Origin of the sequence: Halomonas maura, from assembly GCF_030409305.1 — a bacterium.
In the GTDB taxonomy this organism is placed as follows: Bacteria; Pseudomonadota; Gammaproteobacteria; order Pseudomonadales; family Halomonadaceae; genus Halomonas; species Halomonas maura.
On record NZ_JAUFPQ010000023.1, the window covers coordinates 392,939 to 415,612 of the forward strand.

Here is a 22,674-nt window from a genome sequence, read left to right on the forward strand (position 1 = left end):
CTGGAATGGCGGGCGTCGATGCGGGACAGGGGTGACGGGTCAGCGGCGGGGAAAGGCCTCGAGCAGCGAGGTCAGGCACTCGGGCGGCGTCCGGTCGTGGACACAGGCCTCGCCCAGACGCGTGAGCAGAATCAGCCGCAGGCGGTCGTCGAGGTTCTTCTTGTCGAGGCGCATGATCGCCAGGAAGTCCTCCGGGGTCATGTCGGCGGGCGCCGCCAGGGGCAGGTCCGCCGCCGCGAGGATAGCGCGGGTCCGCGCCACATCCGCACCATCGAGCCATCCCAGCCGCTGCGACAGCTCGGCGGCCATCAGCATGCCGGTGCCGACGGCCTCGCCATGCAGCCAGCGTCCATAGCCCTGGTGCGTCTCGATGGCGTGGCCGAAGGTGTGCCCCAGGTTGAGCAGCGCCCTCACCCCCTGCTCGGTCTCGTCCTCGGCGACGATCTCGGCCTTGAGGCTGCAGCTGCGCTCGATCGCCCGGGTCAGCGCCGCGGCCTCGAGCCCGCGCAGTTCCGCCATGTGCGCCTCCAGCCAGCCCAGGAAGCCAGCGTCGCGGATCAGGCCATACTTGATCACCTCGGCGAGGCCGGCGGACAACTCCCGGGACGGCAGCGTCGTCAGGGTCTCGGTGTCGATCAGCACCGCCCGGGGCTGCCAGAAGGCGCCGATCATGTTCTTGCCCCGCGGGTGGTTGACCCCGGTCTTGCCGCCCACCGAGGAGTCCACCTGGGACAGCAGGGTGGTCGGCACCTGGACGAAGGCCACGCCGCGCTGGTAGCAGGCCGCGGCGAAGCCGACCATGTCGCCGATCACCCCGCCGCCCAGCGCCACCAGGGTGCAGCGGCGATTGAAGCCCGCCTCGAGCAGGGCATCCCAGATGCGCTCGACGCTGGCCAGGGTCTTGGTGGCCTCGCCGTCCGGCAGCACCAGTTCGCGCACCTCGAGGCCGTCGCCGAGCCCCTGCCGGAGGCGCGACAGGTAGAGGGGCGCCACGGTCTCGTTGGTCACCACCATCACCTGCCGGCCGGCCAGGTGGGGCGTCAGCCAACGGGGATCGCCGAGCAGCCCCGGGCCGATGTGGATGGGATAGCTGCGCTCGCCCAGGGCCACCCGCAGGGTGCTCAGGGCATCGTCCGGTCGTGTCATGGGTCTCAGGCCTTGCACTGGAGGGGGTCGATCAGCCGCTGCACGCGGCGCACGATCTCGTTGACCACGGCCCGGGGGCCGCGGCGGTCGGTGCGCACGATGATATCGGCCGTGGCCCGATACAGCGGGTCGCGCTTGACGAACATCTCGCGCAGCACCTGCTCGCGGTCATCGCGCTGCAGCAGCGGGCGGTTGCGATCCTTGGCGGTGCGCCGCAACTGCTGCTCCACGGTGGTGTAGAGGTAGACGACGGTACCGCAGTCGCGCAGCACGCGCCGATTCTCCTCGCGCAGCACGGCACCGCCGCCGGTGGCGATCACCACGTTGTCGAGCCCGGCCAGCTCGCGGATCATCTGCGTCTCGCGATCGCGGAAGCCTGCCTCGCCCTCGACGTCGAAGATCCACGGGATATCGGCGCCGCAGCGGGCCTGGATCTCGTGGTCGCTGTCGAGGAACTCACGTGACAGCTCGGCCGCCAGGAGGCGGCCGATGGTGCTCTTTCCGGCCCCCATGGGGCCGATCAATATCAGGTTGGGTAGTGCCGGCATCAGCGAATCGCCAGGTTGTCATCCAGTATTCGGGGCGTGATGAATACCAGCAACTCTACCTTATCGTTGGTGTCCTCGGTATAGCGGAAGAGATTTCCGAGTACCGGCAGGTCGCCCAGGAAGGGCGTCTTGAACAGGCTGCGCACCTGCTCGGTGGTGAGAATCCCGCCCAGCACCACGGTTTCGCCGTTGTCCACCAGCACCTGGGTGGTGATCTCGTTGGTGTCGATGGCGGGCGCCCCGCCGAAGGTCTGATCGGCCACCGTGTCGTTGTTGATCACCAGGTCCATGATGATGCGGTTGTCCGGGGTGATCTGCGGCGTCACCTCCAGGGACAGCACGGCCTCCTTGAACTCGATGTTGGTCGCGCCGCTGGAGGTCGACTCCTGGTAGGGGATCTCGGTGCCCTGCTTGATCAGCGCCGTACTCTGGTTGGCGGTGATCACCCGCGGCTGGGAGATGGTCTGGCTCTTGCCCTCGCTCTCCAGCGCCCGCAGCTCCAGGTCGAGCAGCACATCGCCGGACAGGTAACCGAAGCTGAAGGCGGTGGACGGATTGACGCTGCTGCCCAGATCCACGGACAGCCCGCCGTCGGGCACCCGGCCCGTCGCCGCCCCGCCCAGGTCGATGTCACTGCCTCCCTGATGAATGGCGGGGGTGTCCGCAGCAGACAGCCCCCAGTTCACCCCCAGCTCGCGGGTGGCGCTATCCCGGGCGATGACGATCCGCGCCTCGATCTGCACCTGGCGCACCGCCACGTCCAACTGCTCCAGGGTCTGGAGGATGGCATCGATCTGCTCGGCGGTGTCCTGCACCAGCAGGGTGTTGGTGCGCACGTCCACGGCGACCCGCCCCCGCTCGGTGAGCAGCCCGAAGCCGGTATCGCTGCGCAGCAGTGCCGCCAGGTCGCCGGCCTTGGCGTACTTGACCTGGATATACTCGGTCTCGAGCGGCGCCAGGGTCTCGAGCTGCTCCTGGGCCTCCAGCTCCTGACGCTCGAGCTGGGCCAGCTCCGCGGCCGGCGCCACCACGATGACGTTGCCCTCCTGGCGGCTGGCCAGGCCATGGCTCTTCAGCACCAGATCGAGGGCCTGGTCCCAGGGCACATCCTCGAGGTTGAGGGTGACCCGGCCGGTGACGCTGTCGCTGGCGACCAGATTGAGCCCGGTGAAGTCGGCGATGATCGCCAGCACCGAGCGCACTTCGATGTCCTGGAAGTTGAGGGTGATGCGCTCGCCGGTGTAGGGGAACTGCTCGCGCACCTGCTGCTCGCGCTGCGTCGGGGTGACCGGCTGGGCCGAGATGGTCAGTTGACGCCCGGTCTGGGTGGAGAGCATGGCGAAGTCACCGCTGCCCTCGATCTCCAGGGTGACGCCATCGCGGCCGACGCGAGGCGTGATCCGCTTCAGGGGGGTGCCGAAGTCGCTGACGTCATAGACCTGGTTCAGGGAGGCCGGCAGGCTCACGCCCGGCAGGCGCGCCATGATACCGGAGCGGCCGCTCTCGCGGACCCGGGCATCCACGCCGGCCCGGTCGAAGGTGACCACCAGACGCCCCGCGCCCTCGTCGCCGCGTCGGAAATCGATGTCCTGGATGCTCGGTCCGGCCACCGCGGGGGGGGGCGCGGACGCCGTGGCAGAGGAACTCGCCGGAGCCGCCGCGGCGACGCCACCGCCGATGGACAGCCGCAGGCGGTTGCCGAGCTGGGCGGTATCGTAGGGCAGCGGCCCGGCGAGATCGAAGACCAGCCGGGTCCGGGAGCCGGCCTCCAGGGCGGTGACCCGTTCGACGCCGCCGATCCCCAGCTCCTGGCGACGACGTTCCAGGCCACTGGACGTCTCCATCAGGTCGATGGTCAGTCGAGGAGGATCGTCGAGGCGGTAGCCACGCACCTCGGGCACCGGCCCGCTGAAGTCGAGATCCACTTCGAGGGCACCGCCGGCCCCCTGACGGAAATCCAGGTTGGTAAGCGTGGATGCGGCCATGGCGGCGGCGGAGATCGCCAGCATGGCCAGCGCCGCGAGCGCGCGTGTCATCGCTTTCATGGTTCCCTTCTCCCCTGCTGCGTACCGCTCATCCGTCCCTGTCGGGGCGGCGCGTCTTTGTCTGCGCGCATCTAGCCATCCAGCGTCAGCAGCGTGCTGCGTTCGATCCATCCACCCCGGCCGGTGGGCACGATCTCCACCAACTGCACCGAGGCCTGAGTGATCCCCACGATGCGCCCGAAATCCGAGCCCAGGTGATCCCCGACCCTCAGGCGATGCACGTTGCCGTTCGGTGCCCGGACCAGGGCGGAGGGCTGCCCGCCCACCATCAGCGTCCCCACCAGGGCCAGGTCGTCGAGACTGTAGGCCTCGAGGGGGTCTCGGGGACGCGACGAGTCCGGCGCCAGGTCGACATCCGCGGCCGGCAGCTCGCGGCTCTCGGGCAGGCGTGCCTGGAAGGGACTACGGGCGTCGGCGAAGCGATAGTCCACCGAACGATAGACCGGCAGCGGCGGCAGCGGCTCGAGGGTCAGCGCCCCCGGGGCAACGCTCAGCGCGGCGAGTTCGCGCTCGAGCCCGATGAGATCGGGATCGCTGCAGGCACTCAGGACGACCGCCAGGGGCAGCACGCCCCCCCTGCGCAACCAGTTGCTCATGGCGACCCCTCCTCGGGCGACGCCTCCGGCGGCTGATAGCTGTAGGTCCGGGCCAGCATCGACAGCTCCAGCCGGTTGTTGTCCGTCGGCTCGAGCTGGAAGTCGTGCTGCGTGACGAGGCGTGGCAGGTCCGCGACACCCGCGATGAAGGAGCCGATGCGGTGATAGTCGCCGCGCACGCGGATGTCGAAGGGCCGCTCGACATAGAACGCCTGGCGTACCGGACTGCGCAGCCGGATGAAGTCGATGGTCAGCTGGTTGTCGATGGCCGTCTCGCTGATAGCATCGATCAGCGACGGGATCTCCGGCCCGCCGGGCAGCATCGCCACCAGGGTCGCCAGGCGGCCATCGAGCTCCTCGACCTGCTCGCGCAGGGGCGGCAGGTTCGCCGCCTGGGCCGCCTTGCTGCGAAAGTCCCGCAGCAGCTGCCGCTCCTGCTGCCGCGCCTGCTTGAGCTCTTCGGCCTTGGGCGCCGCCAGGTACCAGTACATGCCGGCGAAGGTCAGGCCCAGCACCAGCACGCAGCTGATCAGCTGCAGCAGGAAGGGCCAGCCGCCGGACTCCTTGATGTCCAGTTCGCCCCAGTCGAGGTCGCGCAGGCGCCGGAATTCCGTGGACAGGTTCATTGCGCCACCTCCTTCACCGCCGCCCCCGGCATGTGCTGGTTGACGCTCAGGTTGAAACGTCGCTTGTCCTCGACGGACTCCACCTCGGAGAGCACCGGCACATCGAAGACCGGCGACGCCTCGAGCGCGCGCAGCTGGTCGGAGACCCGCCGGTTGTCCTCCGCCAGGCCGCTGAGCCGCAGCGAATCGCCCTGGCGGGCGAGGCTCGCGTAGTGGACCCCCGGCGCGAGGCTCTCGGCCAGCGCATTGAAGACACGCACGGTCTGCGGCCGCTCGGCCTGGAGCCGCTGGAAGACCTCGATGCGGCGCTTGAGGGTGGCGACCTGCTGCTCGTACTCGCTGACCGTGCGGATATCACGATCCAGCGCCACGGTCCGTTCACTGATCAGCGCATGGCGTTCCCGCTGGCCCGCCAGCTGCTGCTCGTAGTGCCAGGTCATGCCGTAGCCGCCCCCCAGCCCCGCCAGGCCGACCAGCAGCAGCGCCATGTAGAATCGCTTGCTGCGCGTCTGGCGCCGTTCCTCGCGCCAGGGCAGCAGGTTGATCTCGATGGTCATCAGCGCACCCTCATCGCCAGGCCGCAGGCCGTCAGCATGGCCGGGGCATCACCGGCCAGGGTCTGGACGTCGATCCGCGGATTCACCTTCATGCGCCGGAAGGGGTTGGCGATCACCACCTCCATGCCGCTCTCCTCGGCGAGGCGATCCGCCAGGCCGGGCAGCACGCCGGTCCCCCCTGCCAGGATCATGCGGCGCACCTCGTGCTTGCGTCCGGCGGTATAGTAGAGCTGCAGCGAGCGACCGACCTGTTGTACCAGGGTATCGAGAAAGGGATCCAGGACGCTGCGCTGGTAGTCCTCCGGCAGGCCGCCGCGCTTCTTGGCCAGCCCGGCCTCTTCCAGGCTCAGGCCGTAGCGGTCGCGGATCTCCTCGGTGAGGGCCCGGCCACCGAAGACGGTGTCGCGGCTGTAGGTGATGCGCCCGTTGCGCAGCACATGGAAGGCATTCATGTTGGCGCCGATATCCACCAGGGCCACACAGTCCTCCTGGCCAGCCGCCGGCGGCAGCTGTGCGCCCAGCTCGGTGACGGCCCGCTCCATGGCGAAGGTCTCCACGTCCACGGCGGCCGGCGTCAGGCCGGCCTGGCGCAACGCCTCGGTCAGTTGACCGACGTCCTGGTTGCGACAGGCGACCAGCAGCACGTCCTGCTGGTCGCCATAGCGGGAATTGAGCCCCAGGCGCTGGAAATCGAAGGCCACCTCGCTGAACGGGAAGGGAATATGCTTGTCGGAGTCGAGCTGGATCCGCGCCTCGATCTCGTCATCGGCGAGGGAGGCGGGTAAGGTGAGGGTCTTGGTGATCGCGGCGCTGGCCGGCACCGCCACCGACGCCCGGGTGCTGGAGGGCCGGGCATGCTCCACCGCACGCTTGAGGGCATCGACCACCTCGCCCATGTCGCGGACCCGCCGCTCGACGACGGCCCCCTCCCGCAGCGGGCGGACGGCATAACTCTCGACCTGATAACCGGCCCCGACGCGCTTGAGTTCGATGAGCTTGACGGTGGCCGAGGTGATATCGACCCCGATCAGCCCTTTACCGGATGCCCCGATTCGCATCTAGATAATGCCCCCGACTGAACCTGGCGGCGAGCCGCTCGTTATAATGTACTACTTTGCCCCTGGATGAAGGTACCAGCGGACCAGGGCCTGTAATCCGAGGTTACATGAAATTTCTAAATCTCACACGACCCGAGTGTCGCCAAGTGTCAACGCTGGTGGTCGTCGAGCCGGGTTCCTATAATGGCCGGCGCGTCCCGAGTCCCGCTCCTCGACCCGTCATCGTTCCCGTTCTCAGCATGGATACCGCCTTTTCATGACGTTCATCAGAAAACTGGCCCTCTCGGCCCTGTGGCTGCTGGCATCGCTCTCCGCCGCCACGCTGCTGGCCGTGATCGGCGCCGCCCTCTATTTCGCCCCGGGATTGCCGGATGTCCGCCAGCTGCAGGACTTCGAGCTGCAGACGCCGCTGCGCATCTTCACCCAGGACGGCAAGCTGATCGGCGAGTTCGGTGATGAGCGCCGCCTGCCGGTCGAATTCGACGAGATTCCCGAGGAGATGGTGCAGGCCCTGCTCGCGGCCGAGGACGCCGGCTATTTCGATCACCATGGCGTCGATCCCAAGGGCCTGGCCCGTGCCGCCGTGGAGCTGGCGGCCAGCGGCGGCGACATCCAGTCGGGCGGCTCGACCATCACCATGCAGGTGGCGCGCAACTACCTGCTGACGCTGGACCGCACCTACACCCGCAAGGTCCGCGAGATCCTGCTGGCGCTGCAGATGGAACAGATCCTCAGCAAGGAGGAGATCCTCGAGCTCTACGTCAACAAGATCTTCCTGGGTCATCGCGCCTACGGCATCGCCGCCGCCGCCGAGGTCTACTACGACCGTCCGCTGGACGAGCTGAGCCTGGCCGAGCAGGCGATGATCGCCGGCCTGCCCAAGGCCCCCTCCGCCTTCAACCCGCTGGCCAACGCCGAGCGCGCGCTGATACGCCGCAACTGGATCCTGTTCCGCATGCGCGAGCTCGGCTTCATCGACCAGCCGGCCTACGACGAGGCGGTCCAGGCCCCGATCACCGCGCGTCGTCACATCACCCAGGCCGAGGTCCAGGCCGACTACGTGGCCGAGATGGCCCGCCAGTTCGCCGTCGAGCGTTTCGACGACGCCTACACCGGCGGCTATCACATCTACACCACCCTGGACAGCGAACTGCAGCCGCAGGCACGGCGTGCCTTGGCCGAGGGCCTGATCGCCTATGACGCCCGCCACGGCTGGCGCGGACCGGAACAGACCGACACTCCCCGCAGTCTGGCCGAGGCCCAGGAACGCACCGACCGCGAGGGACTCGAGGAGGAGCTCGCCGAGTCCCCCGAGGTGATGGCCACCGCACGACGCGCCGCCGAGCGCAGCCAGAGCGAGGTCGAAGGCATCGACGGCGACGTCAGCAACTGGCTGCAGGTACTGGAACGCACCCCGGTGCTCGGCCCCCTGGAGCCGGCCATCGTGGTGGAGAGCGAGGGGCGCGAGATGCGCGTGCTGTCCCGCGGCGGCGAGGTCAGGACCCTGGACTGGGAGGGGCTGGAGTGGGCTCGCCCCTACCGCAGCGCGCGCAGCCGGGGAGCGGCACCGGACACCGCCGCCGAGATCGCCAGCCCCGGCGACCTGGTGCGCATCCTGCAGCGCGAGGACGGCAGCTGGCGCCTCTCGCAGCAACCCCAGGTCCAGGGCTCGCTGGTGGTGATGGACCCCGAGACCGGGGCCGTGCTGGCCCTGCAGGCCGGCTTCGACTTCGACGCCAGCAAGTTCAACCGCGCGACCCAGGCGCGCCGCCAGGCCGGCTCCATCTTCAAGCCCTTCATCTACCTGGCCGGCCTGGACAGCGGCGAAATCAACCCGGCCAGCGTGGTCAACGACGCCCCGGTGGTGATGGAGGATGGCAGCAACGAGCTGTGGCGCCCCAACAACTCCAGCGGCGACTTCCTCGGTCCGACCCGTCTGCGCGTCGGCCTGGCCCGGTCGCGCAACCTGGTGACCATTCGCCTGCTCCAGACCCTGGGCCTGGAGCGCACCATCGGCTTCCTCGAGAACTTCGGCTTTCATCCGGAACGCCTGCCCCACGGCCTGGCACTGGCCTTGGGCAGCACCAGCCTGACCCCGCTGGAAATGACCCGCGGTTATGCGGTGCTGGCCAACGGCGGCTTCGCCATCGAGCCCTGGCTGATCCAGCGGGTGACCCGCGGCGAGGAGCAGACCCTGGTGGAAGAGGCCGACCCCATGGTGGCCTGCCGGGAGTGCCGCGAGGGCCAGACCCGCGTGGACCGCGACGGCGAGACCTACCGGGTCGCCCCCCGAGTGGCCGAGCCGGCCGCGGTCTACCTGCTGCGCGACATGCTGCGCGATGTGGTCGAGCACGGCACCGCACGCCGTGCGCTGGCGCTGGAGCGCGCCGACATCGTCGGCAAGACCGGCACCACCAACGACCAGCGCGACGCCTGGTTCGCCGGCTTCAACACCGACCTGGCGACCACCGTCTGGGTCGGCATGGACGACAACACCTCCACCGCCGAGTACGGCTCCCAGGCCGCCCTGCCGATCTGGGTCGACTTCATGGGCCGCGCGCTGGAGGGCCGCCCCGAGGCGTTCCCCGAGCGCCCGGAGAACGTCGTCAGCCGCCGGGTCGATCCGGACACCGGTCGCCTGCTGCATGACGACCAGCCCGGCGGCATCGAGGAGCTGTTCCGCGCCGACCACCTCCCCGACTTCCAGCCACGGCGGGTCGACCAGGCGGTGGAACAGGAAAGCGGCTCCCAGGGGACCGCCGCCTACGAAGCCATCTTCTGAACCGGCCCCGGCGGACGAGGCCAATGATGGATCGCCTCGTCCGCCAACCGGTTCGCCGACATCCCGAACGAAAGCGAGACACAGCCATGCGTCTCAGGCGCCTTTCCGCCACCCTGTGGCTGCTGGCCATGGCCGGCAATGCCCTCGCCTCGCCCTTCTATGCGCCGCCCGCGCCGGAGCCGGATGCTCCGCCCTGGAGCGGCGAGACCGAGCTCGGCTTCACTCACCTGGCCGGCAACACCGACAGCCAGACGCTGATCGCCAAGGGGCGCCTCGTATGGTTGACCGGCCCCTTGACCCACAGCCTGCGCGGCGAGGTCCGCCACGTGACCCAGGACGACGAGACCAGCGCCGAGCAATACCTGGTGGCCATGCGGGAACGCTACGAGATCGAGGGCCCGCATTACCTGTTCGGCTTCGCCCGCTGGGACAAGGACCGCTTCAGCGGCTACCACCACCAGATCACCACCATCGCCGGCTACGGCCGGCAGCTCCTCGACAGCGACGCCCAGTCGCTGTCCCTGGAGGCCGGCCCCGGCTATCGCTTCGACAGCGTACGCGACGCCGAGGACGAGCAGCTCGCCGTGCTCTACGGCGCCATGGACTACCGCTGGAAGTTCTCCGACAGCGCGGGTTTCAGCCAGGAGCTGTCGGTCGAGGCTACCGACGACAACACCACCTCCCGCTCGCTGACCTCGCTGACGGCGCGCCTCACCGACCACCTGGCGCTCAAGCTGTCCCACGAGATCGAGCACAACTCCCGCCCCCCCGAGTCCGCCATGGCGCGCACCGACCTCACCACCAGCGCCTCGGTGCTCTTCGACTGGTAGGCCAGACACGCCGCCGCCGGCCCGAGGGCCGGCGGCGTGTCATGGACCGCTCTCCGACGTCAGCCGCCGTAGACATCCTCCACGGTCTTCAGGGGGTAGTGGGAGGGATAGGGCTTGCGCGCCACCCCGGAGTCCACCGCCGCCTGGGCCACCGCCGCGGGCACCCGCTCCAGCAGTCGCACGTCCACCGGCGTGGGAATGATGTAGTCGCGCCCGAAGGTCAGGCTGTCCGTGTCATAGGCGTCCAGCACCGCCTGCGGCACCGGCTCCCGGGCCAGGTCCTTCAGCGCATGCACCGCCGCCACCTTCATCTCCTCGTTGATGCGAGTGGCCCGCACGTCCAGGGCCCCGCGGAAGATGAACGGGAAGCCCAGGACATTGTTGACCTGGTTGGGGTAGTCCGAGCGACCGGTGGCCATGATCACGTCCGGGCGGGTCTCCCGGGCCAGATCGGGATGGATCTCCGGGTCCGGGTTGGTGCAGGCGAAGACCACCGGGTTCGGGGCCATCTTGCGGATATGCTCGGCGGTCATCAGGCCCGGGCCGGAGAGCCCGACGAAGACATCGGCCCCGTCGATGGCATCGTCCAGGGTGCGCTTGTCCGTCTCGATGGCGAACATCGCCTTGTACTGGTTGAGATCCTCGCGACCGCTGTGGATCACGCCCTTGCGGTCGAGCATCACCAGGTTCTCGGCCCGGGCCCCGCAGGAGACCAGCAGCTTCATGCAGGCGATGGCCGCCGCCCCGGCGCCCAGGCAGACGATCCGCGCGCTCTCCAGCGACTTGCCGGCGATGTCCAGGGCATTGAGCATGCCGGCGGCGGTGACGATGGCCGTACCGTGCTGGTCATCGTGGAACACCGGGATGTTGCACTGCTCGACCAGCGCCCGCTCGATCTCGAAACACTCCGGTGCCTTGATGTCCTCGAGGTTGATGCCGCCCCAGGTGTCGGCGATACGGGCCACGGTGTCGATGAAGGCCTGGGGGCTCTCGGCATTGACCTCCAGGTCGATGGAATTGATGCCGGCGAAGCGCTTGAAGAGCACGCCCTTGCCTTCCATCACCGGCTTGCTGGCCAGCGCGCCGAGGTTGCCCAGCCCGAGGATGGCGCTGCCGTCGGAGATGACCGCGACCAGGTTGCCCTTGCCGGTATAGAGGTAGGCGTTTTCCGGGTCACGGGCGATCTCGCGAACCGGCTCGGCCACGCCCGGGCTGTAGGCCAGGGCGAGATCCCGGGCCGTGGCGGTGGGCTTGGTCAGCTCCACCGACAGCTTCCCGGGAATGGGTTTGGCGTGATAATCCAGCGCCGCCTGTCTCTTCGCGTCTGTCATGCTCAGGATCCGGTCCACATTGGTGTTGAGGGAATCCAGAATATAAAAAAAACTTCCATTTCTCAACTTGCCGGGCATTTCCCCGACTTCCCGTCGAGACATCGCGCGTTTGGCGACAATCCCGACTATTTGGCGAAAGTTATACTTTCACGCCCCGCCATAACCTATCCCTTATTGGTTAACCTTAGACCCCTCCCGACAAAAAAAGAAACCCGCCGGAAGGCGGGTTTCTTTAGCGATGTCGACGCTCTCGGCGGCGCGGCGCCGAGGGACGCATCAGCGCTTGAGCGCGGCACCGAAACGCTTGTTGAAGCGCTCGACGCGGCCACCGGTGGTCGCCTGCTTCTGCTTGCCGGTATAGAAGGGGTGGCACTGCGAGCAGACGTCCAGGGACAGGTCCTGGCCGGCGGTGGAGCCCACTTCGAAGGTGGCGCCGCAGGAGCAGGTCGCGCTGACCGTCTTGTAATCCGGATGGATACCTTGTTTCATCTTGAGCCTCGTTGAGCGGTATGCCGCCACCTGATCTGCTGCCAGGCACCGCATACGGGTTGTCGGAACGTTCGAACCGGTCACCCGCGCCCCCTGGAGGGTGCGGGGCGACGCATTCTAGCAGAGCCGCCCCCGGAGGCCAATTGTCCGAATCATCCACCCGGCCCGCCCCTCGCGTGCTGGGCGTCGCCATCCCCTCGCCACTGCGCCGCCTGTTCGATTACCGCCCCGGCGGCGAGACGCCGGCCGGTGGCTGGCAGCCGGGCCTGCGGGTCCGGGTGACGTTCGGTCGGCGCCAGGTGGTCGGGGTGATCCTCGAGTGCCGGGACGCCAGCGCCCTGCCCCTGGAGACCCTCAAGCCCGTCGACGCCTGCCTGGATGATGCCCCCCTGCCGGACGACTGGCTATGGCTGTGCCGCTTCACCGCCCGCTACTACCAGCACGCCGCCGGGGACACCCTGCACCAGGCGATGCCTGCCCTGCTGCGCCAGGGACGGAGCCTCGAGGCCCGCACCCGGGAGCGCTGGCGGGCGACGCCCTCCGCCACCCGGGAGTCCCCCGGCCTGGCCCGGGCCCCGCGCCAGGCCGAGCTGCTGGCCATGCTCCGCCAGCATCCCCACGGCCTGGTCACCCAGGCCGTGCTCGCCCAGTCGTTCAGCCGCGACCAGCTCAAGGCGCTGGTCGACAAGGGGCTGGTCGAGCGGCTCGAGGAGCCACGCACCGCCACGCCGACCGGCCAGGCGGGGCCGCTGCTGGCCGAGCCGGTTCTGCCGCTCCAGCGCGAGCAGGCCGCCGCCCTGGCCGTGCTGCACGAGCGCCTCGACGGCTTCCACCCCTGCCTGCTGCACGGGGTCACCGGCAGCGGCAAGACCGAGGTCTACCTGCAGCTGATCGAGGCCGTGGTGGGGCGGGGCCACCAGGCCCTGGTACTGGTGCCGGAGATCGGCCTCACCCCCCAGACCCTGGCGCGCTTTCGCAGCCGCTTCCGGGTACCGGTGGTCGCGCTGCACTCCGGGCTCACCGACCACGAGCGCCTGGATGCCTGGGAGGCCGCCGCCAGCGGCCGCGCGCCCATCGTCATCGGCACCCGCTCGGCGATCTTCACGCCGCTGGCCCGCCCCGGGGCGATCATCGTCGACGAGGAGCACGACGGCTCCTTCAAGCAGCAGGAAGGGTTGCGCTACCACGCCCGGGACCTGGCGGTGGCCCGCGCCCACCGTCACGGCATCCCGCTGGTGCTGGGCAGTGCCACGCCGTCGCTGGAGACCCTGCAGCGGGCCCTGGCCGGCGACTACCGCCACCTGCGGCTGACCCAGCGCGCCAGCCGCCACCCCCCGGCGCGCCTGGAGCTGGTCGACCTGCGCGGCCGCCCGCGCCGGGGCGGGCTGATCCCGCCGGTCATGGAGGCCATCGAGGCGACGCTGGCCGCCGGCCACCAGGTGCTGGTGTTCATCAACCGTCGCGGCTTCGCCCCGACCCTGGCCTGCCATGCCTGCGGCTGGATGGCCGAGTGCGATCACTGCGACGCGCGCATGACCCTGCACCGCCAGCCGCCGCTGCTCGCCTGCCACCACTGCGATCGTCGCCGGGCCCTGCCCGACGCCTGCCCCGACTGCGGCAGCGCCGACCTGCGCCCCCTGGGCAGCGGCACCGAGCGCACCGAGGAGACGCTGGCCGAGCGCTTCCCCGAGACGCCCGTCCATCGCATCGACCGCGACAGCACCCGGCGCCGCGACGCCCTGGAGCAGACCCTGACCGAGGTGCGGCGCGGCGCGCCCTGCCTGCTGGTGGGCACCCAGATGCTGGCCAAGGGCCACCACCTGCCTCACGTCACCCTGGTGGTGGTGGTCAACGCCGATGCCGGCCTCTACTCGAGCGACTTCCGCGCCCTGGAGCACAGCGCCCAGCTGCTCGAGCAGGTGGCCGGCCGCGCCGGTCGCGCCGCCCATCCCGGCCGGGTGCTGGTGCAGACCCTGCATGCCGACGATCCCAACCTGCGCCTGCTGGCGGCCCGCGGCTATGATGCGCTGGCCGAGCGGCTGCTGGAGGAGCGCCGCGCCGCGGCCCTGCCTCCCTTCCGTCACCTGGCCCTGCTGCGCCTGGAGAGCCCCCGGGAGCAGGCGGCAAGCGAGCTCGGCGGCCGGGCCGCCGGCGCCTTGCGCGAGTACCTCGCCGAGCGCGGGCTGGCGGTGGACTGCCTGGGCCCGGTGCCGGCGCCCATGGAACGCCGCCAGAACCGCTATCACCTGCAGGTCATGCTCGGCGCCGACAAGCGCAGCCGGCTCCACGAGGCGGGCGCCTGGCTCGCCGCCTGGCTGGAGGCCGAACCGGCGGCACGCCGGGTGCGCTGGTCACTGGATATCGATCCGCAAACCCTTAGCTAAAGGCGGGATGGTTGCTTCCCGCTTCAGGCCGATGTCCGCGAAGCGGAGAACTTCGCGCTCCCGACGACGTCGGGCCGGGGTTTAAAGCCCGCGCGCAATTGTCGATAATGTGCGGCCAAGTGCCCGCCGACGGGCGAAAGACACGCCCGCGCCACAGGACATCAGATTCCCCATGAAAGACACCATCATCGCCCTGCTGGAGGGCGCCCTGGACGAACTCAAGCGCCAGGGCGTGCTGCCTCCCGAGCTCGCCCCGACCATCAAGGTCGACCCTTCCCGCGACAAGGCCCACGGCGACTACGCCACCAACCTGGCGCTCGCGCTCGCCAAGCCCGCCGGCAAGACACCCCGCGAGCTGGCCGAGGCCCTGATCGCGGCCCTGCCGGAAAGCGACGCCGTCCAGAAGGTCGAGATCGCCGGCCCCGGCTTCGTCAACTTCTTCGCCGCCACCGATGCCGCCGCCCAGGTCGTGCGCCAGGTGCTGGAGGCCGGCGATGCCTTCGGCCGCAGCCTCACCGGCCAGGGCCGCAAGGTGCAGGTGGAGTTCGTCTCCGCCAACCCCACCGGCCCGCTGCACGTCGGCCACGGCCGCGGGGCGGCCATCGGCGACTGCCTGTGCCGCCTGCTGGAGGCGACCGGCCACGACGTCACCCGCGAGTTCTACTACAACGACGCCGGCGCCCAGATCAGCAACCTGGCCCTCTCGGTGCAGGCCCGGGCCAAGGGCATCGATCCCGAGGATGCCGGCTGGCCCGCCGACGGCTACCGCGGCGGCTACATCATCGACGTGGCCAATGCCTACCTGGCCCGGGAGACGGTGCATGCCGACGACCGCCACGTCACCGCCGAGGGCGACCCCGACGACCTGGACGCCATCCGCGACTTCGCCGTGGCCTACCTGCGCCGCGAGCAGGACCTCGACCTGCGCGCCTTCGGCGTGGCGTTCGACGTCTATTCCCTGGAGTCCTCGCTGTATCGCGACGGCAAGGTGGCGGCCACCGCGGCCCGCCTGACCGAGAAGGGCCATACCTACGAGCGCGAGGGCGCCACCTGGCTGCGTACCACCGACTTCGGTGACGACAAGGACCGGGTGATGCGCAAGTCCGACGGCGACTACACCTACTTCCTGCCCGACGTCGCCTACCACCTCGACAAGTGGCAGCGCGGCTTCACCACCGTGATCAACGAGCAGGGCGCCGACCACCACTCCACGGTGACCCGGGTGCGTGCCGGGCTGCAGGCCCTGGAGGCCGGCATTCCCGAGGGCTGGCCGGACTACGTGCTGCACCAGATGGTGATGGTCACCCGCTCCGGGGTGGAGGTGAAGCTCTCCAAGCGGGCCGGTAGCTACGTCACGGTGCGCGACCTGATCGACGAGGTGGGCCGCGATGCCACCCGTTTCTTCCTCGCCGCCCGCCGCGCCGACTCGCAGCTGACCTTCGACATCGACCTGGCCCGCTCCCAGTCCAACGACAACCCGGTCTACTACGTCCAGTACGCCCACGCCCGGGTCTGCAGCATGCTGCGCAAGGCCGAGGCCGAGGGCCAGCCCTTCGACCACGCCCTGGCCATGGAGAGCCTGGCGCTGCTCGACGCCGACCAGGAGAAGACCCTGCTCAACCGCCTGGCGCGCTACCCCGAGGTGGTCGAGCATGCCGCCGCCGCCCGGGAACCCCAGCAGATCGCCCAGTACCTGCTCGACCTCGCCGCCGAGTTCCACACCTGCTACAACGCGGTGAAGGTGATGGTCGAGGACGACGCCCGGCGCAACGCCCGCCTGGCGCTGGGCCTGGCCACCCGCCAGGTGCTGCGCAACGGCCTGGACCTGATGGGTGTCGGCGCCCCCGAGGAGATGTAAGCCATGGCCAGCCGCAAGCCGCCCGCCAACCGCAAGCGCGGCGCCACCAACAGCAAGCGGCGCCCGGCCAAGCCCCAGCGGCACGGGCTGCCGGGCTGGCTCTGGGGGCTCGCCGGCCTGGTCGCCGGCTTCCTGATCTCCCAGCACCAGCACGGCACGGCGCCCTGGCAGGACGGGCCGGTCACGCCGCTGGCCACGGTGGTGCCCAAGCCCGCGCCCTCGTCCGACGGGTCGAGCGGCGGCGGGAGCGCGCCGACGCCAGGCGAGCCGCGCATGCCGACCTTCGAGTTCTACACCCTGCTGCCCGAATCCGAGGTGATCGCCCCGGGCGGCCAGGTGCCGACCTCCACCGCCACCCCGCCGCCGAAGCCCCCCGCGGCCGACGAGGAGAAGGCCCAGCCGGCGGTTGCGGTGGACGATCCCATCGCCCAGGTGATCGCCGCCAACAGCGCCCCCGTCGAGGCGCGCAGCCGAGAGCCGGCCGCGACCGCCGAGGACGGGGATGGGGACGGCAAGCGCTACGTGCTGCAGGCGGCGTCCTTCCGGGCCTCCGAGGACGCCCGCCGCCTGGCCGGCCGCCTCCAGGACTTCGGCCTGCTGGCCAAGATCAGCGAGGTCCAGACCGGCGACGGGGCTACCTGGCACCGGGTCCAGGTGGGCCCCTACAGCGACCGCCGCGAGCTCAGCCGCGCCCAGGACCTGATGGTCACCCAGGGCATCGAGCCGCTGATGATCCAGCTGCAATGACGCCCCGCCACGGTTGAATTCCCGCCCGGGCGCCCACACTTCCCCTGAAGCTCATCCACGGCGCCCGGGCCACCCGCGGCGCCGCCAGTCATCGGGAGCCCCTCGCTCCCATAAGGAGTCCCCTCCATGACCACGATCGTTTCCGTGCGTCGCGGCGACCAGGTGGCCCTGGCCGGCGACGGCCAGGTCTCGCTGGGCAACACCGTGATGAAGGGCAACGCCAGCAAGGTGCGTCGCCTCTACCGCGGCCAGGTACTGGCCGGCTTCGCCGGCGGCACCGCCGATGCCTTCACGCTCTTCGAGCGTTTCGAGGCCCAGCTCGAGAAGCACCAGGGCAACCTCACCAAGGCCGCCGTGGAGCTGGCCAAGGACTGGCGCACCGACCGCGCCCTGCGCCGCCTGGAGGCGCTGCTCGCCGTGGCCGACAAGCACGCCTCGCTGATCATCACCGGCAACGGCGACGTGGTGGAACCCGAGCGCGGCATCATCGCCATCGGCTCCGGCGGCAACTTCGCCCAGGCCGCCGCCCGCGCGCTGCTCGAGAACACCGAGCTGCCGGCCCGCGAGATCACCGAGAAGTCGCTGGAGATCGCCGCCGACATCTGCGTGTTCACCAACCACAACGTCACGCTGGAAGAGCTCTGACCATGACCCGGATGACCCCCCGCGAGATCGTCCACGCCCTGGACCAGTACATCATCGGCCAGCAGGACGCCAAGCGCGCCGTGGCCATCGCCCTGCGCAACCGCTGGCGGCGCATGCAGCTCGACGGCGAACTGCGCCAGGAAGTCACCCCCAAGAACATCCTGATGATCGGCCCCACCGGCGTGGGCAAGACCGAGATCGCCCGCCGCCTGGCCAAGCTGGCCGGCGCGCCCTTCATCAAGGTCGAGGCCACCAAGTTCACCGAGGTGGGCTACGTGGGCCGCGACGTGGAATCCATCGTCCGCGACCTCACCGAGGCCGCCATCAAGCTGGTCCGCGAGCAGGCCAAGGACGAGGTGCGCCATCGCGCCGAGGACGCCGCCGAGGACCGCATCCTCGATGCCCTGCTGCCGCCGCCCCGCGGCCAGGAGGACCAGCCCCGCGCCGAGAGCTCGACCCGCCAGACCTTCCGCAAGAAGCTCCGCGAGGGCGACCTCGACGACAAGGAGATCGACGTCGAGGTGACCCAGCAGGGCCAGGGCATCGACCTCATGACCCCGCCGGGCATGGAGGAGATGACCAACCAGCTGCAGAGCCTGTTCTCCAGCATGGGCAAGCAGAAGACCGAGACTCGCCGCGTGGCGGTGCGCGACGCCTTCGCCCTGCTGCGCGACGAGGAGGCCGCCAAGCTGGTCAACGAGGACGACATCAAGCAGCGGGCCATCGAGGCCGTGGAGCAGAACGGCATCGTCTTCCTCGACGAGATCGACAAGGTCGCCAAGGGCAGCGGCCAGTCCAGCGGCGGCGAGGTCTCCCGGGAGGGCGTGCAGCGCGACCTGCTGCCGCTGATCGAGGGCTCCAGCGTCTCCACCAAGTACGGAATGGTGAAGACCGACCATATCCTGTTCATCGCCTCCGGCGCCTTCCACCTGTCGCGTCCCTCGGACCTGATCCCCGAGCTGCAGGGCCGGCTGCCGATCCGCGTCGAGCTCGATGCCCTGACGCCGGACGACTTCAAGCGCATCCTCACCGAGCCCTCCGCGGCGCTGACCCGCCAGTACGAGGCGCTGCTCGCCACCGAGGGCCTCGAGGTCATGTTCAGCGCGGACGGCATCGAGCGCATCGCCGAGATCGCCTGGAAGGTCAACGAGGGCACCGAGAACATCGGCGCTCGCCGCCTGCACACGGTGATGGAGCGACTGCTGGAGGAGGCCTCCTTCAAGGGCTCCGACATCGGCAGCCCGCTGACCATCGATGCCGCCTACGTCGACTCCCAGCTCGGCGAGCTGGCGATGGACGAGGACCTGTCGCGGTATATCCTGTAAACCCAGCCGCGAGCTTCAAGCGATAGGCTGTAAGCATCCCCTAGATGGCGCAGTCCTCGCAGGATCATGACGACGGAACTGCGCCACGCCAAGGCCTTGCGAACAGAGGCCGACCGACGGCCGCTCACGGCTTGACGCTGACAGCTTAACGCGGCGGGCGACGCCCGCTACCGGAGGGACTCATGACTGCCCCCATCCCCACCAAGGTGCACTACCACAAGCAGGACCGCGAACTGGAGCTGACCTACGCGGGCGGCGAGAGCCACCGCCTCTCGGTGGAATACCTGCGTGTCTTCTCGCCCTCCGCCGAGGTCCGCGGCCACGGCCCGGATTCCGCCACCCTGCAGGTCGGCAAGAAGCACGTCGGCCTGGCCAATATCACCCAGGCCGGCCGCTACGCGCTCAAGCTGCACTTCGACGACGGCCATGACAGCGGCCTCTACAGCTGGGACTACCTCCATGCGCTGATCCGCGACCGGGAGGCCAACTGGGCCGACTACCTGAGGCGTCTCGAGGAGGCCGGTGCCTCGCGGGAGCCGCTGGGCATCGAGATCAAACAGCTGTAGGGGCGCCGTCAAGACAAGCCCCCCCGGGGGGCGCTACAATGCGCCCCATCGCGCGGGGCCGCCGGGCCTCGCCTCTCCATGTGCAGCTGACTCGGGAGCCTCCCCCGCATGACCCCCAGCGACAAGCGCACCACCCACTTCGGCTACCAGGAAGTCCCGGTCGAGGAGAAGGCCTCCCGCGTGGCCCATGTCTTCCACTCCGTGGCGTCCCGCTATGACGTGATGAACGACCTGATGTCGTTCGGCATCCACCGCCTGTGGAAGCGCCTGACCATCGAGCGCGCCGGGGTGCGCCCGGGCCACAGCGTGCTCGACATCGCCGGCGGCACCGGCGACCTGACGTGGAAGTTCTCGCGGCTGGTCGGGCCCCGAGGCCGCGTGGTGCTCGCCGACATCAACGAGTCCATGCTGCGGGTCGGCCGCGACAAGCTCCTCGACCGGGGCGTCGGCGGCAACGTCGAGTACGTCCAGGCCAATGCCGAGACCCTGCCGTTTCCCGACAACACCTTCGACTGCATCACCATCGCCTTCGGCCTGCGCAACGTCACCGACAAGGACGCCGCCCTGCGCTCCATGGCCCGGGTGCTCAAGCCCGGCGGCCGCCTGCTGGTGCTGGAGTTCTCCAAGCCCGGCAACCCGCTGCTGACCCGCGCCTATGACGAGTACTCCTTCCGCCTGTTGCCGCGCATGGGCGAGCTGGTCGCCGGGGACGCCGACAGCTATCGCTATCTCGCCGAATCGATCCGCATGCATCCCGACCAGGAGACCCTCAAGGGCATGATGGAAGCCGCCGGCCTGGAGCGCGTCGAGTACACCAATCTCACCGGGGGCGTCGTCGCCCTGCACCGCGGCATCAAGCTGTGAGGTCGTGATGGCGCTGACACCGACCCTGCTGCTGGGCGGCCTCGAACGCAGCCTCAACGCCCTGCTCGCCCGCGACCCCGCTGCCCCCGCGCGCCTCGCCCGCCTGGCGGGCCAGCGCCTGCTGCTGCGCCTCGAGCACCCGCCGCTGGCGCTGGCCGTGCACTTCCATGACCAGGGCCTGGACCTGCTGCGCCAGGACGAGGCCCCGGAGGAGGCCTACGACGCGGTCGTCGAAGTCGATGCCGAGACCCTCGGCGAGCTGCTCGGCGGCGCCCCGGTGGAGCGGCTGATGTTCCAGGGCAAGCTGGCGGTGCGGGGCCGCATCCCCCTGCTGGAGGCCACCCGGGACCTGCTGCTGGACCTGGACCTGGACTGGGAGGGCGAGCTCGCCCGCTGGCTCGGCGACATCCCCGCCCACAGCCTGGCCGAGGGCGTGCGCAGCCTGGGCCGCTGGGGCCTGCGTACCCGCCAGGAGCTGTGTGCCGACGTCTCGGAGTATGTCTTCGAGGAGGCCCGGCTGCTGCCGGGCCGTCACCAGCTCGAGATCCTGCGCGATCACCTCACCGAGCTGGAGATCGCCACCGACCGCCTCGAGGCCCGCCTCGAGCGCCTGCGCCGGCGACTGACGGGCCAGGAGGGCCGCGCATGATCCCGCGCCTCCTGCGCATCGGCTGGGTGATCACCCGCTACCGGCTCGACACCCTGCTGCCCATGGAGCGCCTGCCCTGGTGGCTGCGCCTGGCGCTGACCCTATCGCCACTGCGGCTGGTGCCCATCGGGCCCCGCCCCCGGGGCGAGCGCCTGCGCCTGGCCCTGGAGACCCTGGGGCCGATCTTCGTCAAGTTCGGCCAGGTGCTGTCGACCCGCCGCGACCTCTTCCCCGAGGACATCGCCGACGAGCTCAAGCGCCTGCAGGACCAGGTTCCGCCCTTCCCCGGTCGCCAGGCCCGCGCCCTGGTCGAGGAGGAGCTCGGCATGCCGCTGAGCGAGGCCTTCGCCGACTTCGCGCCCGAGCCGCTGGCCTCGGCCTCGGTGGCCCAGGTGCATGCCGCCCGCCTGCACGGGGGCGAAGAGGTGGTGGTCAAGATCATCCGCCCGGGCATCGACCGGGTGATGCGCCAGGACATGGCGCTGATGTACCGGGTCGCCGCCCTGCTGGCACGCATTCCCGAGGCCCGCCGGCTGCGTCCCGTGGAAGTGGTGCGCGACTACGAGTCGACGCTGTTCGACGAACTCGACCTGACCAAGGAGGCCGCCAACACCTCCCAGCTCAAGCGCAACTTCAAGGGCTCGCCGCTGCTGTTCGTGCCGGGCATCCACTGGGAGCTGACCCGTCGGCGGGTGATGGTCCAGGAGCGCATCCACGGCGTGCCGGTGGCCGACACCGCGGCCCTGGCGGCCCAGGGCACCGACCTCAAGACGCTCGCCGAGCGCGGCGTGGAGATCTTCTTCACCCAGGTCTTCCGCGACAACTTCTTCCATGCCGACATGCACCCGGGCAACATCTTCGTCTCCCGGGAGACGCCCTGGAACCCCCAGTACATCGCCATCGACTGCGGCATCGTCGGCAGCCTGACCCGCGAGGACCAGGACTACCTGGCCCGCAACCTGCTGGCCTTCTTCCACCAGGACTACTACGAGGTGGCGGCGCTGCACATCGAGTCGGGCTGGGTCGGCGAGGACACCCGGGCCAACGAGTTCGCCGCGGCGGTACGCACCGTCTGCGAGCCGATCCTCGAGAAACCCCTCAAGGACATCTCCTTCGGCCAGGTGCTGCTGGGCCTGTTCCAGACCGCGCGACGCTTCAATATGGAGGTCCAGCCGCAGCTGGTGCTGTTGCAGAAGACCCTGCTCAATATCGAGGGCCTGGGGCGCCAGCTGTATCCGGACCTGGACCTGTGGGCCACCGCCAAGCCCTACCTGGAACAGTGGATGAAGGAGCGCGCCGGCCCCCGCGGCTTCTGGGACTCCCTCAAGCGCCAGGCGCCGGAGCTCTCCCGCCAGCTCCCGGAGCTGCCGGTGCTGGCCCACCAGGCCCTGGCCCGCAGCGAGCATGGCCACCACCAGCAGCGTCGCCAGAGCGAGGCCATCGGCGCCATCCAGCGGCGCCTCGAGGGCCATGGCCGGCGTCAGCGCCGGCTGCGCCTGGGCGTGCTGATGGTGGCGGTGGCACTCGCCTGGCAACCGCTGGTCGAATGGGCAGGCGGCCAACCCTGGCCGGTGCTCGTCGCCGCGGCGCTGGGTGGCCTGCTGCTGGCGTGGAACTGACGATCCCCT

Annotated in this window: 20 protein-coding genes; 11 read left to right on the forward strand and 9 right to left on the reverse strand. The window is 69.8% G+C overall.

From position 1 onward, the window contains the following. Positions 1-39: 39 nt before the first annotated feature. The 7 genes from aroB to pilM form a co-directional block, all read right to left on the reverse strand. Entirely contained in the window at positions 40-1,146 is a 1,107-nt protein-coding gene (gene aroB, locus QWY76_RS16475; protein ID WP_290312415.1) for a 3-dehydroquinate synthase, read from the reverse strand. Between the two features lie 5 nt (positions 1,147-1,151). Further along, positions 1,152-1,694, reverse strand: coding sequence for a shikimate kinase AroK (aroK, locus tag QWY76_RS16480; protein WP_290312417.1), 543 nt, complete (start codon positions 1,692-1,694; stop codon positions 1,152-1,154). Next, positions 1,694-3,739 carry a type IV pilus secretin PilQ gene (locus QWY76_RS16485; protein ID WP_435388994.1) on the reverse strand — a complete coding sequence of 682 codons (2,046 nt, stop codon included), beginning with the start codon at positions 3,737-3,739 and terminating at the stop codon, positions 1,694-1,696. The genes aroK and QWY76_RS16485 overlap by 1 nt, the downstream gene beginning before the upstream one ends. Positions 3,740-3,810: 71 nt before the next feature. Beyond that, positions 3,811-4,335, reverse strand: a complete 525-nt coding sequence (locus QWY76_RS16490; protein WP_290312418.1) for a pilus assembly protein PilP — start codon at positions 4,333-4,335, stop codon at positions 3,811-3,813. Next, positions 4,332-4,961 (reverse strand): type IV pilus inner membrane component PilO, encoded by a 630-nt coding sequence (locus tag QWY76_RS16495; protein WP_290312419.1) that lies wholly within the window; start codon positions 4,959-4,961, stop codon positions 4,332-4,334. Before QWY76_RS16495 ends, QWY76_RS16490 begins: the two co-directional genes overlap by 4 nt. Next, positions 4,958-5,518, reverse strand: a complete 561-nt coding sequence (locus tag QWY76_RS16500) for a PilN domain-containing protein (protein WP_290312420.1) — start codon at positions 5,516-5,518, stop codon at positions 4,958-4,960. The genes QWY76_RS16495 and QWY76_RS16500 overlap by 4 nt, the downstream gene beginning before the upstream one ends. Further along, positions 5,518-6,576: a type IV pilus assembly protein PilM gene (pilM, locus tag QWY76_RS16505; RefSeq protein WP_290312421.1), complete on the reverse strand. Its 1,059-nt coding sequence runs from the start codon at positions 6,574-6,576 to the stop codon at positions 5,518-5,520. Before pilM ends, QWY76_RS16500 begins: the two co-directional genes overlap by 1 nt. A gap of 256 nt (positions 6,577-6,832) precedes the next feature. Between pilM and QWY76_RS16510 the strand changes: the two genes are divergently transcribed. Together QWY76_RS16510 and QWY76_RS16515 are read left to right on the forward strand one after the other, a co-directional pair. Continuing rightward, the gene (locus QWY76_RS16510) at positions 6,833-9,358 is read left to right on the forward strand and encodes a penicillin-binding protein 1A (protein ID WP_290312422.1); all 2,526 of its coding nucleotides are present in this window, start codon (positions 6,833-6,835) and stop codon (positions 9,356-9,358) included. A gap of 86 nt (positions 9,359-9,444) precedes the next feature. Then, positions 9,445-10,188, forward strand: coding sequence for a DUF481 domain-containing protein (locus QWY76_RS16515; RefSeq protein WP_290312423.1), 744 nt, complete (start codon positions 9,445-9,447; stop codon positions 10,186-10,188). 59 nt (positions 10,189-10,247) lie between these two features. Here the strand turns inward: QWY76_RS16515 and QWY76_RS16520 are convergent, their stop codons facing one another. Continuing rightward, positions 10,248-11,519, reverse strand: coding sequence for a malic enzyme-like NAD(P)-binding protein (locus tag QWY76_RS16520; protein WP_290312424.1), 1,272 nt, complete (start codon positions 11,517-11,519; stop codon positions 10,248-10,250). A gap of 276 nt (positions 11,520-11,795) precedes the next feature. Further along, positions 11,796-12,008, reverse strand: a complete 213-nt coding sequence (gene rpmE, locus QWY76_RS16525) for a 50S ribosomal protein L31 (protein ID WP_126483998.1) — start codon at positions 12,006-12,008, stop codon at positions 11,796-11,798. Between the two features lie 20 nt (positions 12,009-12,028). Between rpmE and QWY76_RS16530 the strand changes: the two genes are divergently transcribed. The 9 genes from QWY76_RS16530 (at position 12,029) to ubiB (ending at position 22,665) form a co-directional block, all read left to right on the forward strand. Beyond that, the gene (locus tag QWY76_RS16530) at positions 12,029-14,392 is read left to right on the forward strand and encodes a primosomal protein N' (RefSeq protein ID WP_290312426.1); all 2,364 of its coding nucleotides are present in this window, start codon (positions 12,029-12,031) and stop codon (positions 14,390-14,392) included. A 172-nt stretch (positions 14,393-14,564) separates the two neighbouring features. Further along, positions 14,565-16,250 (forward strand): arginine--tRNA ligase, encoded by a 1,686-nt coding sequence (argS, locus tag QWY76_RS16535; RefSeq protein ID WP_290312427.1) that lies wholly within the window; start codon positions 14,565-14,567, stop codon positions 16,248-16,250. Between the two features lie 3 nt (positions 16,251-16,253). Further along, positions 16,254-16,997, forward strand: a complete 744-nt coding sequence (locus QWY76_RS16540; RefSeq protein ID WP_290312428.1) for an SPOR domain-containing protein — start codon at positions 16,254-16,256, stop codon at positions 16,995-16,997. Between the two features lie 126 nt (positions 16,998-17,123). Further along, positions 17,124-17,642 (forward strand): ATP-dependent protease subunit HslV, encoded by a 519-nt coding sequence (hslV, locus tag QWY76_RS16545; protein ID WP_126483989.1) that lies wholly within the window; start codon positions 17,124-17,126, stop codon positions 17,640-17,642. Between the two features lie 2 nt (positions 17,643-17,644). Continuing rightward, on the forward strand, positions 17,645-18,967 hold the full coding sequence (hslU, locus tag QWY76_RS16550) for an ATP-dependent protease ATPase subunit HslU (RefSeq protein ID WP_290312429.1): 1,323 nt from the start codon (positions 17,645-17,647) through the stop codon (positions 18,965-18,967). A 182-nt stretch (positions 18,968-19,149) separates the two neighbouring features. Next, positions 19,150-19,533, forward strand: a complete 384-nt coding sequence (locus QWY76_RS16555; protein WP_290312430.1) for a gamma-butyrobetaine hydroxylase family protein — start codon at positions 19,150-19,152, stop codon at positions 19,531-19,533. A gap of 108 nt (positions 19,534-19,641) precedes the next feature. Beyond that, complete coding sequence (gene ubiE, locus QWY76_RS16560; protein ID WP_126483983.1) at positions 19,642-20,397, forward strand: bifunctional demethylmenaquinone methyltransferase/2-methoxy-6-polyprenyl-1,4-benzoquinol methylase UbiE; 756 nt, start codon at positions 19,642-19,644, stop codon at positions 20,395-20,397. A gap of 7 nt (positions 20,398-20,404) precedes the next feature. Beyond that, positions 20,405-21,046, forward strand: a complete 642-nt coding sequence (locus tag QWY76_RS16565) for a ubiquinone biosynthesis accessory factor UbiJ (protein ID WP_290312431.1) — start codon at positions 20,405-20,407, stop codon at positions 21,044-21,046. Continuing rightward, positions 21,043-22,665, forward strand: a complete 1,623-nt coding sequence (ubiB, locus tag QWY76_RS16570) for a ubiquinone biosynthesis regulatory protein kinase UbiB (RefSeq protein ID WP_290312432.1) — start codon at positions 21,043-21,045, stop codon at positions 22,663-22,665. The genes QWY76_RS16565 and ubiB overlap by 4 nt, the downstream gene beginning before the upstream one ends. Positions 22,666-22,674: the final 9 nt, after the last annotated feature.